The sequence below is a fragment of the Micrococcales bacterium genome (assembly GCA_016703125.1).
In the GTDB taxonomy this organism is placed as follows: Bacteria; Actinomycetota; Actinomycetes; order S36-B12; family UBA10799; genus JADKAV01.
On the sequence record JADJCR010000002.1, the window covers coordinates 201337 to 216596 of the forward strand.

Consider the following 15260-nt stretch of genomic DNA (forward strand, 5'->3'; position numbering starts at 1 on the left):
TCAGGTGCTGCCGTGGCCACGGGTCGCCCACAGGGCCGCCTGCAGCCGGTCGGTCACCCCCAGCGCGGCGTAGATCGCCGTCAGGTGGGCCTTGACGGTCTTCTCGCTGATCCCGAGTTGCCGCGCGATCAGCCGGTTGGACATCCCGCGGGCCACCAGGTCCAGGACCTCGCGCTGCTTCTCAGTGAGCCGGGCAGGATCGGGCGTGGCGCCGGACTGGCGGGCGTCGATGAGGGCCCGGGCAGCCCGGGGGTCAAGAGGTGACCCACCGGCTGCAGCCGAGCGCAGGCCTGCGATCAGATCGCTGCCGCTGCTGTCCTTGAGCAGGTAACCCACCGCTCCGGCGTCCAGCGCCGCGAGCACCCGCTCGGACTCCCCGAAGGTCGTCAGCACGACGACCGCCGTACCGCTGCGCCCGCAGATCTGCCGCGTGGCCTCCACCCCTCCGACGCCGGGCATGGCCAGGTCCATGAGCACCACATCCGGGTCGTGCTCGGCCACGGCCGCCACCGCCTCCTCCCCGGACGCCACCGCGGCCACGACGGACAGGTCCGGTTCACCGGCGATAAGCAGGGTCAAGCCCTCCCGCACCACCGCGTGATCGTCGGCCACCACGACCCGGATCATGCGGGGCACCTCAAGGCGAAGCGCACCGTCGTCCCCTCGCCGGATGCCGAGGTGACCTGCAGGTCCCCACCCACCTGGGCGGCGAGGTCCTGCATCAGCGTCAGCCCCACGTGGCCGGTGTCACGACGGCCGGGGTCGAACCCCCGCCCGTCGTCACGCACCGTGAGCACCACATCATTGCCCTCCCTGTGCAACGTGATGGCAACCGCGGAGGCGCCAGCGTGCTTCGCGATGTTGCGCACCGACTCCCGGGCCACCCGGTAGAACGCCTGCTGGCTCTGGAGGTCGAGGGGCAGTCCCGGGTCGACGTCGACCTCAGCGTCCACCTCGTTGCCCAGGTCCTGCAAGGCGGACCCCAGACCGGCTTCGCGCAGGTTCGCCGGGTAGATGTCCACCAGCAACGTCCGCAGCGACCCGACCGCCTTGCGCGTGCGATCCGCCGCCCTGCTCGACTGATCAGCCGCGGGCGGCTCGGCGTGCTGGGCCAAAGCGGACAGACTGTAGGAGACCCCGGCGAGGTCCTGGACCACACCGTCGTGCAGATCTGCGGCGATCCGCCTGCGTTCGGCCTCCGAGGAGTTCACCGCGTAGAGCAGCAGTTCCTCGCGCTGCACCCGATCGCGATCCAGGCGCCGCGCCATGCGCCATGCCAGCAGCAGCAGGATCAGTGCCAGGACCGCGAGCGCGCCGAGCACGGCCGGTGCCAGGGCCATGAGCAGCCGTTGCGTGGAAGCGTCCAGCGACGCCTGCCGTGTGTAGACCTCCATGAGGTACGTGGTGCCATCTCCAGCCGTGACCGGAAGATACACCTCGATGAGTTCGCCGTAGGCACTCTCGAAGCGGTTCTCCGGCTTCTGCAGGTCGCTCACCTCGGCCTCGACGCCACCCTCGCGCAGCACCTGCTGCTCCTCGGCACCGAGATCGAACCGCTGGCCGATGAGTTGCGGCTTGTCGGAGTACACGATTGTGCCGTCCTCGCGCCACAGCCGCACTGAAACCACCGGGTCCTGCAGCAGACGCTGCCGCACCACACCGTCGACCTCCGCCAACGCCTGCGGATCACCTGTCGCCAGTCCGGGCTGCAGGTGCGGGCTCACCGCCCAGGCCCGAGCCTGCTGGGCGGCCACCACCGCGTCCCGCACGGACTCCTCGCCGGCCACGTTACGGGCCACCCAGAAGCTCAGCGCCGCCAGCAGACCCAGCAGGGTGAAGCCGGGGATCGCGAACGCTAAGACCTCCCGGCGGACGATCCCGCCCTCGGCGATGCTAGGCACGGGTCGATTGTGCCCGGATCAGGCGTCGATCGAGCAGTCTTCACGCCCGGAGGTGCGCTCGGCAGTGGCGGTGAGCTTGCCGGATCGCTTGGTCCGCACCTCGACACTGAAGGAACCGCTGCGCCCCTTCGTCCTGGCAACGCCCTTGCTGATCGTGGTGCGACCGCGCTGGATCGTGTAGCGCCACTTCTGGCCATTCCGGCCGGAGTCCACCTCGAGTTCGGCCTCGCGGCCCCCATCGCGTTTGCGGACCTTCAGCGTGATCTCAGACCCGGCGCTGCATTGGCCGCTCGTGACCTTGCGGCCACTGTCGTCCCCGGGGCCGTCGTGACTGCCGGGATTGTCGTCAGAACCGATGCCCTGCGCGCCGGTCGTGTCGCAGGTCTGCCCGGCGTGCGTCGCGACCGCGCGGAAGGAGTCCGTGGCCGCACCCGACGCGCGCACCTCCACGCTGAACGAGCCGCTCGGCGCCGTGGTCTGCCGGCTGCCGGTGGCCAGCACCCCGCCCGGGCCGCGCACCGTGTAGTCCCACTTCTGGCCCACCACGTTGGAGTCGACCTCGAACTCGACTTCGACTCCGCCGTCGCGCTCCTTGGCTTTCAGTTCCCAGCGGGCTGAGCCGGTGCACTGACCCGCACTGGACACCTCCACCCGGTCGTCGTTGGCCATGGCCGGTGCCATAGGCAGCGCCAGCACAAGTCCGGCGCCGGCGATCAGACCCGGGATCTTCTTGGTGTTCGACATGGTTTCCTCCTGGCACGTCTTCCTGGGCACCAGCCTGCTGGGCGGGGTGTCCAGGCGGCAATCGGACCTTGGTCCTAGGACCAAGCGCGTCATACCCCCGGCCTACGGTCGCATCGACACCGAAGGAGCGCCGATGTTCACGTATCCGAACAAACCAGCACGCTACGAGCATGGGACCCAGGGCTACGCGGTGGTCGATCTCGAGACCACTGGTTTCGACGCATTCGGCGCCGACCGCATCGTGGAGATCGCCATCGTCCGCGTGGACGCCCACGGCCGGGAACTGGGGTCATTCAGCACCCTTATCCATCCCGGCTGCGAAATGCGGGCCGGAGCCATCCACCACATCGACGACACGATGGTGGCCGACGCGCCCAGGTTCGCCGAGATCGCCCCGTCGGTGCTGGCCTGGCTGGAGGCAGTGGTGGTCGTGGCCCACAACGCCGCTTTCGAGGACGCGTTCCTCACCGCAGAATTCACGCGAGCGGGCTGGGTGACACCCGCCGTCCCCGCCCTCGACACGCTGCCACTGGCGCAGTCGTACGTACCCACCCACAACCACAAGCTGTCCACGGTGTGCCGATGGGCGGGGGTCGACATCAACGGTCCGCACACCGCACTCGGTGACGCGCAGGCCACTGCGCGCATGCTGCCGGTGCTGCTGCGGCGCGCCGGACCGCTGCGGTGGCGCGAACCACTGCCCCCTCTGGGCGGCCGGCTCACCGGGCGCTATCGTCCGCGCGAGATGCTGACGCCGTCGTAGCGACCGCCGCAGGCATACCCTGGAAGAGGCGCCTGGGGGAGGTGGTCCTGATGCGCAGGCCGGGCACGGTGTGGCTGATCGTTGCTGTGGGCCTGCTGGCGCGGGGCGTCATCGTACCCGCATGGCAGGACGCGGTGTGGGCTCTTGGTGGCGCACTGGGAGCAGCGGCCGCCCTGGTCGGGGTCTGGCGTGGCCTGCGCGCCGGGCGTGGCGGTGTGGACATCCTGGCGGTGCTGGCCATCCTGGGGGCGCTGGCCACCGGCGAGTACTTCGCCGCCGCGATCCTCACGGTGATGGTGGGCACCGGGGAGTACCTCGAGGAGCGCGCACAGGCTCGCGCTGAACGCGAGTTGCACCTACTGGCCCAACGGGCGCCGCGGGTGGCGCGGCGAGTGATCGGCGACGAGGTCCATGAGATCGACGTGAATGCCATCGAGGCCGGGGACACCCTGCTCCTGGCCGCCGGCGACATCGTCCCGACAGACGGCCGCCTCACCGCGTCCGGCACGTTCGACGAGTCGGTGCTCACCGGCGAGTCGTTGCCGGTCCACCGCGAGGCGGGCGAGGTGGTCCGCAGTGGCGTGGTCAACGCCGCACACCCGACGACCATGCTGGCCACGGCGCCCGCCGCCGAAAGCACCTACGCCGGGGTGATCCGCCTGGTCTCGCAGGCGCAGGCCTCGGCGGCACCGTTCGTGCGCATGGCTGGCCGCATGGCCTTCTGGTTCGTTCCGCTGGCCCTGGCGGTCGCCGCCTTCGCCTCGTGGTTCAACGGTTCGGCCAACGCGGCCGTCGCGGTGCTGGTGGTGGCCACTCCGTGCCCGCTGCTGCTGGCCGTGCCGATCGCCATCATCGGCGGGGGGTCGCAGTGCGCCAAGCGCGGCGTGGTCGTCAAGGGCGGGGCCGCTCTGGAACGCTTGGCGGCCGGCCGGATCCTGCTTTTCGACAAAACCGGCACCCTGACCGCCGGGCACCCGGAAGTCGTGCACGTCGGCCTGGCCCCCGGGGCCGACGACGCCGACGTGCTGCGGCTGGCGGCCAGCGTCGACCAGATGTCACCGCATGTGATGGCCACCGCCGTGGTCAACGCGGCCCGGCGGCGGGACGTGCGCCTGTCCATGCCGGAATCCGTCCGCGAGATACACGGCAAGGGTGTCGAAGGTGACGTCGATGGCCAAGCGGTGCGGATCGGGCGGCCCGAGTGGATCCTCGGCGACGAGGAGCCGCCGTGGGCGCACCGCGCGCGCCGGCGCGCCGACCTCGACGGCTCGCTGATCGCCTTCGTGTCCGTCGATGACACCCCCGTCGCCGCACTGCTGTTCGCCGACCGCATCCGCTCCGACGCACCCGGCATGGTCCGCACGCTGCGCGCCGACGGCATGAGCCGGATCGTGCTGGTCAGCGGGGACCGGGCCGACCTCGCGGAGTCCATCGGACGCATCGTTGGCGTCGATGCGGTGTGGGCCGGGCAGTCCCCGGCCGACAAGGTGGCCGTCGTCACCGAGGAGAGCGCCCGGGGCCCGTCGATCATGGTCGGCGACGGCATCAACGACGCGCCCGCACTGGCCGCAGCCGGCGTGGGGGTGGCGCTGGCCGCGCGCGGGGCGACCGCATCCTCCGAGGCCGCTGACGTGGTGCTGACCGTCGACCGGATCGACCGCCTCGGAGAGGCAGTCAGGATGGCCCGCAGCGCCCGGCGGACCGCCACACAGGCGGCGTGGATCGGGATGGGTCTGTGCTTCATCGCGATGGGCGCGGCCGCGGTGGGTGTGCTCCCGGCGGCCGCCGGTGCCGTCCTGCAGGAGGGCATCGACGCCATCGCGATCCTGTGGGCCCTGCGCGTGGGCCTGCTGCGCCCGCGCGGCACGCGGCGGATCCCCGCCGCCGATGCGGAAGTGCTCGCCCGCCTGGCCGACGACCACCGCGCCACCCTGGCCCTGGTCGAGCAGGTCCGGGACGTGGCCGACGGCCTGGAGGACGGTGCTGATCTGGCACCGGCGCGGGCCCTGCTGGACGACCTGGACGGCAAGTTGCTGCCTCACGAACGCTCCGAGGAGCGCGAGCTGGTGCCGGCCCTTGCGCGCATCACCGGCAATGCGGATGCAGCCGGAGCGCTCAGCCGCAGCCACGCCGAGATCGAACACCATGTCGCCGGACTGCACCGCCTGCTCGACGAACTCGACGGGGACGCCGAGACCGTCACGGACGTACGGCGCACGCTCTACGGTCTCTACGGCGTCCTGCGCCTGCACAACGCTCTGGAGGAGGAGAACGCCTTCGCCCTCATCGAGTGAGCGACCCTCACCACTGCCCAGCGAGGACCGTCCGGGCATATTCCAGCGCGGCGCGCGCCACCGGCGCCCGCTTGGCGACGACCATCGAGTTGGTGCCCATGATCGCGCGCATGGCGGCATCCGGAGCCACAGTGATGATCCGGGTGCCACCCAGCCTGCGGGCCTCGCGGCGCAGTTGGTTGCGCATCGCCACGCGCGGCAGATTACCCGGGTCGGCGGCCACCCAGTCGGTGGTCGACAGCGGCGCGGAGACGATGACGAGATCGAGGTCACGGCCGGCGAGCAGGTCCAGGCTCACCACCGAGTGCGCCCCGCCGTCGATGTAGCGACGACCCTCGATGACCACGGGCGCGAAGTACCCGGGAACCGCGCAGGAGGCCGCCACGGCATCGCCCACCGAAGGGTGGGCATCCCGGCCGAACACCACCCGCTGCCCGCTGTCGAGGTCCACCGCCACGATCCACAGATCCGCATCCGGCCAGCCCTCGAACAGGGTTCGCAGCCGCTGTGCACCCGGATCCACGGGCCGGGTGCCGGCGGGCAGCCAGGCGGCCAGTGCCACTCCGGGCGGGTAGCGCCAGGGCCGGCGCAGGGCCGAACGACCCAGAGCGGCCGATGCGGGCCGGCGCTCCCGCGCGGCCACGGCTGCCGGTTCGGACAGCGGTGGCATCCCGCCCAGGATGGCCCGTCCGGCGGCCGACATCGGTTCACCGGCCACCCGCGCCACGTAGTCGGTGGGCGGGAAGCCGGCCCGCATCAACGCCGCAGCGGTCGAGCCCGCCGACGTGCCGACGATCACCTCGGCCTCCCGGGCGTCGAAATGCTGGGCCAGCGCATTGAGCACCCCGGCGTGGAACGCAGTCCCGGTGAGCCCACCACCGCCAAGGGCCAGTCCCACTCGCATGACCCCATCCTGACAATGGAGAGGTGCACATCCGCAGGGCCACCCTCTCCGACGCCGCTGCCGTCCGCACGATCATCGAGCAGGTCTACGTCGGCGGCGGCTGGGCAGACCCCGACACCTCGCCTGAGTACGTGCACTCGTTACTCGCTGCCGAGGACCGCATCGTCGGCGCCACGGTCCTGCTCGCCGTGATCGACGGCGAACCCGTCGGCACCGTGACCGCTACCGAGGGCGCTCCCTACGCGAACATCGCGGTCCCGGGCGAACTCGAGGTCCGCATGCTCGGCGTCCTGCCAGAGGTCCGGCGGCACGGCGTGGCGCGGGCATTGATGGCTGCCTGCGAGGACCTCGCCCGGCAGCGCGGGCGGCACCGTGTGGTCCTGTCCACCGAACCGGAGATGACAGCGGCCCAGGCCCTGTACGTGGGCCTCGGTTACGCGCGCACCCCGGATCGCGATTGGACCATCAATGGCTTCGGCCTGATCACCTACAGCCGATCCGTGTGAGTCGGTCGGCACCAGGGTCACGTGTAGCCGACTGCCGTCCGACACACTGGTGCGGTGACCAGCAGTGACACCGTCCCGACCGAGCCGCCCCCGGTATTCGTCCGGCGCCACACCTGGGCCTACACGGAGATGCTGATCTCCTCGCTGCTGGGGCTGGTCGCCTCGCTCGTGCTATCGATCGATGCGATCGCACTCGCCGCGAACCCCAACGCTGACCTGTCCTGCAACATCAACGCCAACATCTCCTGCGGCGCCGTGGGCCTGACCTGGCAGGCCAACCTCTTAGGTTTCCCCAACGCGTTCATCGGCCTCATCGCCGAGCCCGTGGTGATCACCGTCGCAACAGCTGCCCTCGGCGGCGTGCGGTTCCCGCGGTGGTTCATGATCACCGCGCAGGCCATCTACTCGATCGGTTTTGTGTTCGCGCTCTGGCTGTTCTACGAGGCCTACTTCGTGATCGGCGCGCTGTGCCCCTGGTGCCTGCTCATCACGGTGACCACCACGTTGGTCTTCACCTCGATGACCCGGGTGAACCTGCTTGAGGGCAACCTCGGGGAGCACCTGCAACGCTGGAGCCGCAAACCGCTGGCGTACCTCGCTGATGTCGGCGGGACGCTGATCGTGATCGCCATCCTGGCCGCAATGGTGATTGTGAGGTACTTGTAGGTATGAGCGAAATGACATTCCTGCCCGACCTGGGTGAACTGATCGAGATCAACGACGATGCCACCGTCTCCCGGACGGTGCTCAAGGCGGAGGGCGCGCGCGTCGTGCTGTTCTCCTTCGACGCCGGTCAGGAACTCAGCGAACACACCGCCGCGATGCCGGTGCTGATCCACCTCATCGATGGCCGCCTGCGGGTGACCGGGGGCGACGAGACCGTGGAACTGGCCCCCGGCGGCGTCGTCCACCTCACCACCCGCCTGCCCCACGCGATCGTCGCCCTGGAACCGTCCCGGATGGTGCTCACGATGCTGGACGCGCGTTAGTCAGGCCGCGTCCCACCCCGGCAGCGCGGACCCGGGCGCCCACGTCGAGTGGGTGCCACTGCTGATCCGCTCGGGTAGCGTGACCCGCGCGATCGGCCCGTCCGGCGACCCGGGCCGCGTCGAAGACCAAAGCCTGCGAGCGGTCCTCGGGCATGTCGATGGTGAACGTGACCAGGTACCCGTCGTCCTCGCCGGTGCCACCCACCCGGGGGGCCATCGCGGTCTCACTGCAGTAGACCCCCTCCGGCAGCGCGAACCGCTCCTCCCCGCCGGTGACCACATCGTGCTTGACCAACCCGTTGAACAGGAACCGGCCGGGCACCCCGGTCGCGGCGTAGGCGTAGCGGTGCTCCCGGCCACCGTGCAGGCCGTTGATCATGCCGAACTCCGAGATCGTGTCCGACAGGCGCTCCTCCTTCACCAGCCCCGTGGCCAGGTTGAGCCGCCAGCGGTGCAGGTGGGTCTGCATCCCGTCCAGCGACAGGAACCGCGAGATCCGCTCGTAGTACGAGGCGTCGGGCGCCACCTGCGGTTGCGGGTCGTCCTGGAAGAAACCGTCGAGCACGATCTCATCACCGTCCTCGAAGGCGTTCAGCCAGTGCAGGACGTAGGTGGGGGCGGCATCGAACCAGCGGATCTGGTCGGGTGCCCCGCGGCGCGGGATGACCCCGAGGCGGGTGGGAAGTTCCCGATGGAACGCCGGTGCGTACACGCCCTTGCCCACCAGCGCCGGCTCCCAGAACAGCGGGCAGTCGTTGAGGATCGCGTAGTTCTGCGTGAACGCCATGTCGTGCGGGATCCGCGGGCCCGGCAGGTCGATCGGCACGTAGTGGACCAAGGTGTCGCTCGCGTCGACCACACCGTAGTTGAGGTAGGGCTGGTCGACGCTGTAGTTGAAGAACATCAGCTCACCGGTGTGCTCATCGACCTTGGTGTGCGCCGAGGTCCCGCGCTCTGGCGTCCACGGCGCCTTGCCGCGCGGGTCCAGGGTCAGCGGGTCCATACGGTAGGCGTCGCCGCACTCGAAATGGCTGGACAACGCGAAGCCGTTGTGCACCACCACATCGGTGCTCGACGCGTCCTTGAGCATGCGGCGGGCACCCCAGCCGGGGCGCTTGGCCCTGTCCGGGCGCTCGGCCAGTCCCGCCCACAGCGGCCTGCCCTCCTGCTGTTCGGCCAGAAGGGCGTCGGTACGCACGAACTTGTTGCGGTAGAAGGCCCGGCCGTCCTTGAACCCGACGAGGTGGATCATGCCGTCGCCGTCGAAGGGGTGGTACCGGCCGATCGCCGGGTGGACCGGGTTCTCGGTGTTGCGCAGGTACACGCCGTCGAGGTCGGCGGGCAGTTCGCCCTCCACCTCCAGGTCGTCGGCGCGCCATTCGGTGTTCTGCGGGCGCCACGGGCCGGTGCGGTACGGATGGTCGTCGTCCTCGGGGAGGTTGCTGAGCATGCGGCCGACGATCTCGATGTCCATGGGCTTCAGGGTATGCGCGGTGACCGCCGTGCAGCCCGATTGTGATGAAGGTACGGCCCAACGGTCCGAATGCGACGACAGTGCGCCCTTCCGGACCCTGCAACCAGCACCACCATCACAAACCAGCCCCGAAGCCCTACACCTTCGTCACAATCACGGGCCGGGTCGCCGCCGGTCACGCTGCCAGGTGGTGCCCGTCCCGGGCGACATGACGGCGGGCGTGGGCGATGGCATCCGGGGTGTGGGCGAAGGCGTGGTTCTGGCCGGCGAGATGCTCCAGGATGCCGGTCGCCGTCAGCCGTGGCACGAACTTGTCCGGCAGTCCCGAGATCAGCACCGTGATCCCGCGGTGCTCCAGGCTGCGGATGGTGTCCGACAGCACCGCCGCCCCCGTGGCATCGAGGGTCGTCACGTGGGACAGCCGCAGGATGACCACGCGGATGTCGCTGACCTCGGCGAGTTCCAGCAGCGCCGAGTGCGCCCCGCCGAAGAAGAGGGGGCCCTCGAACCGGAACGCCACGATGTGCTCGTCGAGAAGGCTGCGCTCCTCGGCCGTGTGCGTGTCAGAACCCGCGTCCAGCGGGGTCTCCGTGAGCGTCGCCGAGCGTGCCACCTGCCGCAGGGCGATAGCGCCGGCGGCCACGATCCCGAGGATCACCGCGGTGGCCAGGTCGAGGGCGACCGTGGCCACGAAGGTGACCCCGAGCACCAGCGCATCGCTGCGACCGGACCGCAGCAGCGCACGCAGACTGGACACCTCGACCATCCGCAGAGCAGTGGCGATCAACACGCCGGCCAGCGCGGCCAGCGGGATGAGGCCCACCACCGTCCCCAGCGCCAGCACCACGACCAGCAGCACCGCTGAATGGACCAAGGCCGCGAGGCGCGAGACGGCGCCGGTGCGCACGTTGACCGCGGTGCGGGCGATCGCCGCCGTCGCCGGAATCCCCCCGAACAGTGGACTGGCGAGGTTGGCCAGGCCCTGCCCGAACAACTCCCGGTCGGGGTCATGGCGCTGGGACACACTCATCGCGTCGGCCACGCTGGCCGACAGCAGGCTCTCCAGAGCCGCCAGAGCCGCGACGGCAACCGCAGGTGCGGCCAGAATGCGCAGATCCGCCCATGCGAACACCGGGACGGTGGGTGCCGGCAGCGTCGACGGCAGGGCCCCGATGGTGGCCACGTCAAGCGCGGCAACTTGGGCCACGACCGTGGCGGCGGCGACCCCGATGAGCGCCACCGGGACGGCGGGCTTGATCCGCAGCCGCGCGGCCACGATCATCAACCCGGCGACTCCGCCGGCGATGAGGACGGAGACCCACTGCGGCGATGCCAGCCACAGCCCCACGGCCCGAACGGCCCCCACGACCACCTGCTCGCCGCCCCCCTCGACCCCCAGTGCGGCCGGGACCTGCTGCAACGCGATGATCACCGCGATGCCGAGGGTGAAACCCTCGATCACCGGCAACGGGATGAAGCGCACGTAGCGGCCCAGCCCCACCAGCGCCATGACGACCAGCAACAGGCCCGCCAGCAAGCCCACGACGAGCACGCCGTTGGCGCCGAACTGCGCGACGATCGGGACCAGGACGACGGTCATCGCCCCGGTCGGGCCGGACACCTGAACGTTGCTACCCCCGAAGACTGCCGCCACGGTGCCGGCGATGATCGCGGTGATCAGGCCGGCGGCGGCTCCTAGGCCAGAGGTGATCCCGAAGGCCAGCGCCAACGGCAACGCCACCACGCCAACCGTGATCCCGGCGATGAGGTCCCGCTGCGGCGCGATCCGCATCGCCCGGTAGTCCGCCTTTCGCGGGAGCAGCGCCGCGAGGCGTCCGCCCAGCCACGCGGTGGCCTCCCGCGCATCCCCGCTCACTGGCCGGAGACCTGACGCGCGAATTCGTCGACGAGTCCGCCAGGGCCCCCCGCCCGGGTCTGCAGGATCTCCCGTGCGGATGCCAGCAACTGCTCCACCGCCGGTAGCGCCAGCGAGTAGATCACCTCGCGGTTCTCATGCCGCTTGGAGACCAGGCCCGCAAGGCGCAGCACCGACAGTTGTTGGGAGAGACTGGCCGCTTCGATGTCCACGGCGGCACGCAACTCGTGGACGGGCTTGTCGCCCTCTGCCAGCAACTCCAGCACGCGGATGCGCACCGGATGGCCCAGCGTGCGGAAGAACTCGGCCTTCGCCTGGTAGAGCGGCACTGGCATGATGACCCCTGACTTGCAGAACTATGCAACTCTGCAAGTCTACAGCGGGGAGGCGGGGTCGGGTCAGTCGGTCAGCTCCGGCGCCCCCACGACGAAACTCACCGTGGTCGCGGTACTGCCGCCGATGTTGAGCGTCGCGAACCGGCGGGCTCCGGCCACCTGGTAGTCCCCAGCGCCGCCTGTCACCTGCTTGTGCGCGTCCAGCACCATGCGCACCCCGGTCGCCCCCACCGGATGCCCCACCCCGATCAGCCCGCCGCTGGGATTGATCGGAATGACTCCGTCCATGGCGATCGCGCCGGACTCCACGGCCTGCCAACTGCGGCCCGGCGGGGTGATCCCGAAGTGGTCGATGGCCATGTACTCGCTGGGGGTGAAGCAGTCGTGGGTCTCGATCCCGTCGATCTGGCTCACCCCGGCAACCCCAGCGCGGCCGAACGCATCGCGCACGGTGGCCGCCACATGGGGCATCACCAGCTCGTCAGCACCGGCCAGTTTGGCGTCCAGGCCCAAGCCGACCGTGCGATGCCCCCAGCCGAGGATGAGACCCCGGACGGCGCCCGGACCGTTCGCTGACCAGCACCACCCCGGCCGCACCGTCTGTGACCTGGCTGCAGTCGTGGCGGCGCAACCGCCCCTCGACCAGAGGGTTCGCCACGTCGTCGGCGGCGAACGACTCCGGAGTCAGCGTCCAGGTGCGGGTCTGCGCGAGTGGGTTGCGACGGGCGTTGGTCAGGTTCAACTCCCCGATCGCCCGCAGATGGGCGTCATTCAGGCCGTAACGCCGCTCGTACTCGTCGGCCAGCGCACTGAACGACCACGGCCACACGTACTTCGCACCCTGCGCATCCCGGCCGACCCAGGACGCGGCCCCCATGAAGTCGGCGGCCTGGTCCCCGGGGACGCTGCGCTCAAGTTCCACCCCGAGCACCAGCGCCGTTTCGTACCGGCCCGCCTCGAGGTCGGCCATCGCGGACAGCAGCGCGATCCCCCCGGACGCGCAGGCCGCTTCGTGCCGGGACGCCGGTATACCCGCGAGCAGCGGCTCGACCGTCGCCGGCATCGCCCCGAGGTGACCCTGACCGGTGAACAACTGCCCGAACGCGTTGCCGACGTGGATGACCCCGATGTCCTCGGCGTCCACCCCGGCCGCCTGCAGGGTTCCGGAGACGACCTCAGCCACCATCGCGGTGACGTCCGCGCCCTCCTTGGTCCAGTTGCGCGCGAAGTCCGTCTGGTACCCGCCGAGTATCCCGATCATGCGGCCCAGCGTAGGCGCATACGCTGGGCCCCGTGACCGACGTCTACATCCTGGACTGGGTGCGCACCCCCCGCGGCAAAGCCAGCCCCAGGGGCGGACTGCACGACCTCACGGCACTGGACCTGGTGACTGGGCTGCAGGCTGCCCTGGTCCAGCGCACCGGCATCAACACCGACGACGTGCAGGACGTGGTCCTCGGGGTGGCTTCGCAGATCGGTGAGCAGGGGGCCGACCTGGCCCGCACCGCGAACCTGCTGTCCGGATGGCCCGCCCCGGGGGTGACGCTCAACCGCTTCTGCGCGTCCGGCATCGATGCAGTGGCGACAGCAGCCGCCCGCATCCGCGCCGGTGACTACAGCCTGGTCGTGGCCGGCGGGGTGGAAACCGTGTCGCGGGTGCCGATCTTCAGCGATGGTGGCGCGCTGTGGTCCGATGCCGCTGTGGTCGACGCCGTCGGGTCGGTCCACATGGGGATCGCCGCGGACCTCAACGCCACGCTGGAGGGATTCACCCGCGAACAGCTCGACGCCTACGCAGTGGAGACCCACGCGAAGGCGGCGGCGGCCTGGGAGTCGGGGGCGTTCGAGGCCAGCATCGTCCGGCTCAACAGCCTGGACCGCGACGAGTTGGTGCGGCCCGGCACGACTGCCGAACAACTCGCGAGCCTCGCGCCGGCCTTCACTGACCGCCCCGGCGACGACGCCCTTGTCCTCAAGCGGTACGACACCATCGACCACCTGCACACGGTTGGCACCTCACCGCAGATGGCCGACGGCGCGGCGCTGGTGCTGCTGGGGACCGCGGAGCAGGCCGACCGGTTGGGCATCACACCGCAGGCGCGCATCCTGTCCAGCGCCACCGCCACCTGCGACCCCGTGCTCATGCTGACGGCCGGGCAGGAGGCCATGCAGTCGGCCATCGACCGCGCCGGCCTGCAACCGGCGGACATCGACGTCTTCGAATTCGCCGAGGCGTTCGCGGCACGGTGCCTGCGATTCCGCCGGGACCTCGACGCCGGGCCGGACCGGATGAACCCCAATGGCGGGACGATGGCGATGGGCCACGCCTTCGGCGCCACCGGCACGATCATGGTGGGCCAGTGCGTGGACGAACTGCAGTCCCGGCAGGCGCGGTACGGGGTGGCCGGGGTCAGCGGCGCCGCTGGTCTGGGTGTGGGAGTGGTCCTCGAGCGGCTCTAGCCCGTGCGCAGGTCTACAGGGATTTCAGGAACTCCAGCGTCACCTTCGTGAACGTGTACAAGCGCACGCCCGGCCGGTAGGGGTAGTCCCGCTCGATCACCGCGAGGGTGTCGTTCGGGGTGTGCCAGTACGACCCGTGGTCCTCGGTCTGGGTGTACCCGTCCTTCTCGTCGATCTCCCAGTTGGTGGCCTCGAAGGCGACCACCGGGATCCGGGCCTTGTTGAACGCGGTGTAGTCGCTGAAGCCGTTGGGAGTCAGGCCCGCGGGGTACTCGGGGTTCCAGCCGGGCTGGGTGCGCAAGGGCAGATCGAAGCGCTGGGCGATACGCAGCATCCGGTCGCGGCCCCAGGTCTTCTTGTTGGCTCCGGCGTGCACGTACATGTGGTCACCGACGATCAACGAGTCGTAGTTGATCATCAGTTGGGTCCGCGCCACCTGCTTCGCGCTCAGGGACCTGACGTAGCGGTTGGAGCCCACCAGGCCGCCCGGGTTCTCCTCGGCGCCGAAGGCCACGAACTTCACCGTGACCGGGAGGTTCCGGTCGGCCATGCGCCGGGCCACTTCGAGCATCACGCCCACCCCGGATGCGTTGTCGTCGGCTCCGAATCCCTCCACCCGGTTGTCGTAGTGCGCGCCGATGACGATCACTGGGGGCTTCTCCCCCGCCCCCTTGAGCGTGGCGGTGACGTTCTGCGAGCGGTACGTCGTGCCCTTGCGGGTGAACGTGAACCGCTGGGTCTTCGGCGAGTAGCCGGCGTTGCGCAGCCAGGTGCGGATCTTCCCGGCGGCAGCACGCTCCCCTGGAGTGCCCTGCACACGTTGGGCAGAGTTCAGTTCCTGAACAACCTTGTGGGCGAAGTCCCCCACCAGGTGTGGATCGTCCGCGGCCGCAGCAGGGACGGCGATCAGCGGGACGGCGGCACAGACAGCGACGACCGGCTTGAGCATGGCTCAACGGTAGACCCACGATGGCCCGCCCCTGCCGGTGCTGCTGGGACGGGCCGTCGGGTGGC

At 70.2% G+C, this 15260-nt stretch carries 13 protein-coding genes and 2 pseudogenes; 6 read left to right on the forward strand and 9 right to left on the reverse strand.

Going from position 1 to position 15260, the window contains the following annotated elements:
- The 3 genes from IPG68_02620 to IPG68_02630 are packed head-to-tail and all read right to left on the reverse strand — an operon-like array spanning position 1 to position 2645.
- Positions 1-627, reverse strand: coding sequence for a response regulator transcription factor (locus IPG68_02620; GenBank protein ID MBK6762229.1), 627 nt, complete (start codon positions 625-627; stop codon positions 1-3).
- Entirely contained in the window at positions 624-1901 is a 1278-nt protein-coding gene (locus tag IPG68_02625; GenBank protein MBK6762230.1) for a sensor histidine kinase, read from the reverse strand. The genes IPG68_02620 and IPG68_02625 overlap by 4 nt, the downstream gene beginning before the upstream one ends.
- 18 nt (positions 1902-1919) lie before the next feature.
- Positions 1920-2645, reverse strand: a complete 726-nt coding sequence (locus IPG68_02630) for a hypothetical protein (GenBank protein MBK6762231.1) — start codon at positions 2643-2645, stop codon at positions 1920-1922.
- Between IPG68_02630 and IPG68_02635 the strand changes: the two genes are divergently transcribed.
- The gene (locus IPG68_02635; protein ID MBK6762232.1) at positions 2644-3408 is read left to right on the forward strand and encodes a 3'-5' exonuclease; all 765 of its coding nucleotides are present in this window, start codon (positions 2644-2646) and stop codon (positions 3406-3408) included. The genes IPG68_02630 and IPG68_02635 overlap by 2 nt on opposite strands.
- A gap of 50 nt (positions 3409-3458) precedes the next feature.
- Positions 3459-5702, forward strand: a complete 2244-nt coding sequence (locus IPG68_02640; GenBank protein MBK6762233.1) for a heavy metal translocating P-type ATPase — start codon at positions 3459-3461, stop codon at positions 5700-5702.
- A gap of 7 nt (positions 5703-5709) precedes the next feature.
- Here IPG68_02640 and IPG68_02645 read toward each other — a convergent pair whose 3' ends face one another.
- Positions 5710-6606: a patatin-like phospholipase family protein gene (locus tag IPG68_02645; GenBank protein ID MBK6762234.1), complete on the reverse strand. Its 897-nt coding sequence runs from the start codon at positions 6604-6606 to the stop codon at positions 5710-5712.
- A gap of 23 nt (positions 6607-6629) precedes the next feature.
- On the opposite strand from IPG68_02645, the gene IPG68_02650 reads away from it, so the two are divergent.
- From IPG68_02650 to IPG68_02660, 3 genes are all read left to right on the forward strand, one after another.
- Positions 6630-7112, forward strand: a complete 483-nt coding sequence (locus IPG68_02650) for a GNAT family N-acetyltransferase (protein ID MBK6762235.1) — start codon at positions 6630-6632, stop codon at positions 7110-7112.
- A gap of 129 nt (positions 7113-7241) precedes the next feature.
- Positions 7242-7778 (forward strand): vitamin K epoxide reductase family protein, encoded by a 537-nt coding sequence (locus IPG68_02655; protein MBK6762236.1) that lies wholly within the window; start codon positions 7242-7244, stop codon positions 7776-7778.
- Positions 7779-7780: 2 nt separating this feature from the next.
- Entirely contained in the window at positions 7781-8101 is a 321-nt protein-coding gene (locus tag IPG68_02660) for a cupin domain-containing protein (protein MBK6762237.1), read from the forward strand.
- Here the strand turns inward: IPG68_02660 and IPG68_02665 are convergent.
- The 4 genes and pseudogenes from IPG68_02665 to IPG68_02680 form a co-directional block, all read right to left on the reverse strand.
- Positions 8102-9575 (reverse strand): annotated as a pseudogene (locus tag IPG68_02665) (carotenoid oxygenase family protein).
- A 175-nt stretch (positions 9576-9750) separates the two neighbouring features.
- Positions 9751-11367, reverse strand: coding sequence for a SulP family inorganic anion transporter (locus tag IPG68_02670; GenBank protein MBK6762238.1), 1617 nt, complete (start codon positions 11365-11367; stop codon positions 9751-9753).
- 80 nt (positions 11368-11447) lie between these two features.
- Positions 11448-11786: a winged helix-turn-helix transcriptional regulator gene (locus IPG68_02675; protein ID MBK6762239.1), complete on the reverse strand. Its 339-nt coding sequence runs from the start codon at positions 11784-11786 to the stop codon at positions 11448-11450.
- Positions 11787-11849: 63 nt separating this feature from the next.
- Positions 11850-13047: pseudogene (locus IPG68_02680) on the reverse strand (thiolase domain-containing protein).
- Between the two features lie 32 nt (positions 13048-13079).
- Here IPG68_02680 and IPG68_02685 point away from each other — a divergent pair.
- On the forward strand, positions 13080-14246 hold the full coding sequence (locus tag IPG68_02685) for an acetyl-CoA C-acyltransferase (GenBank protein MBK6762240.1): 1167 nt from the start codon (positions 13080-13082) through the stop codon (positions 14244-14246).
- A 13-nt stretch (positions 14247-14259) separates the two neighbouring features.
- On the opposite strand, the gene IPG68_02690 is transcribed toward IPG68_02685, so the two are convergent.
- On the reverse strand, positions 14260-15195 hold the full coding sequence (locus IPG68_02690) for a M20/M25/M40 family metallo-hydrolase (protein MBK6762241.1): 936 nt from the start codon (positions 15193-15195) through the stop codon (positions 14260-14262).
- Positions 15196-15260 lie beyond the last annotated feature (65 nt).

Bases quoted from the DNA above. Each gene is read 5' to 3' on its own strand.
- IPG68_02620 (MBK6762229.1), bottom strand. From the start codon at position 627: ATGATCCGGGTCGTGGTGGCCGACGATCACGCGGTGGTGCGGGAGGGC.
- IPG68_02635 (MBK6762232.1), top strand. From the start codon at position 2,644: ATGGTTTCCTCCTGGCACGTCTTCCTGGGCACCAGCCTGCTGGGCGGG.
- IPG68_02630 (MBK6762231.1), bottom strand. From the start codon at position 2,645: ATGTCGAACACCAAGAAGATCCCGGGTCTGATCGCCGGCGCCGGACTT.
- IPG68_02640 (MBK6762233.1), top strand. From the start codon at position 3,459: ATGCGCAGGCCGGGCACGGTGTGGCTGATCGTTGCTGTGGGCCTGCTG.
- IPG68_02645 (MBK6762234.1), bottom strand. From the start codon at position 6,606: ATGCGAGTGGGACTGGCCCTTGGCGGTGGTGGGCTCACCGGGACTGCG.
- IPG68_02655 (MBK6762236.1), top strand. From the start codon at position 7,242: ATGCTGATCTCCTCGCTGCTGGGGCTGGTCGCCTCGCTCGTGCTATCG.
- IPG68_02660 (MBK6762237.1), top strand. From the start codon at position 7,781: ATGAGCGAAATGACATTCCTGCCCGACCTGGGTGAACTGATCGAGATC.
- IPG68_02670 (MBK6762238.1), bottom strand. From the start codon at position 11,367: ATGCGGATCGCGCCGCAGCGGGACCTCATCGCCGGGATCACGGTTGGC.
- IPG68_02675 (MBK6762239.1), bottom strand. From the start codon at position 11,786: ATGCCAGTGCCGCTCTACCAGGCGAAGGCCGAGTTCTTCCGCACGCTG.
- IPG68_02690 (MBK6762241.1), bottom strand. From the start codon at position 15,195: ATGCTCAAGCCGGTCGTCGCTGTCTGTGCCGCCGTCCCGCTGATCGCC.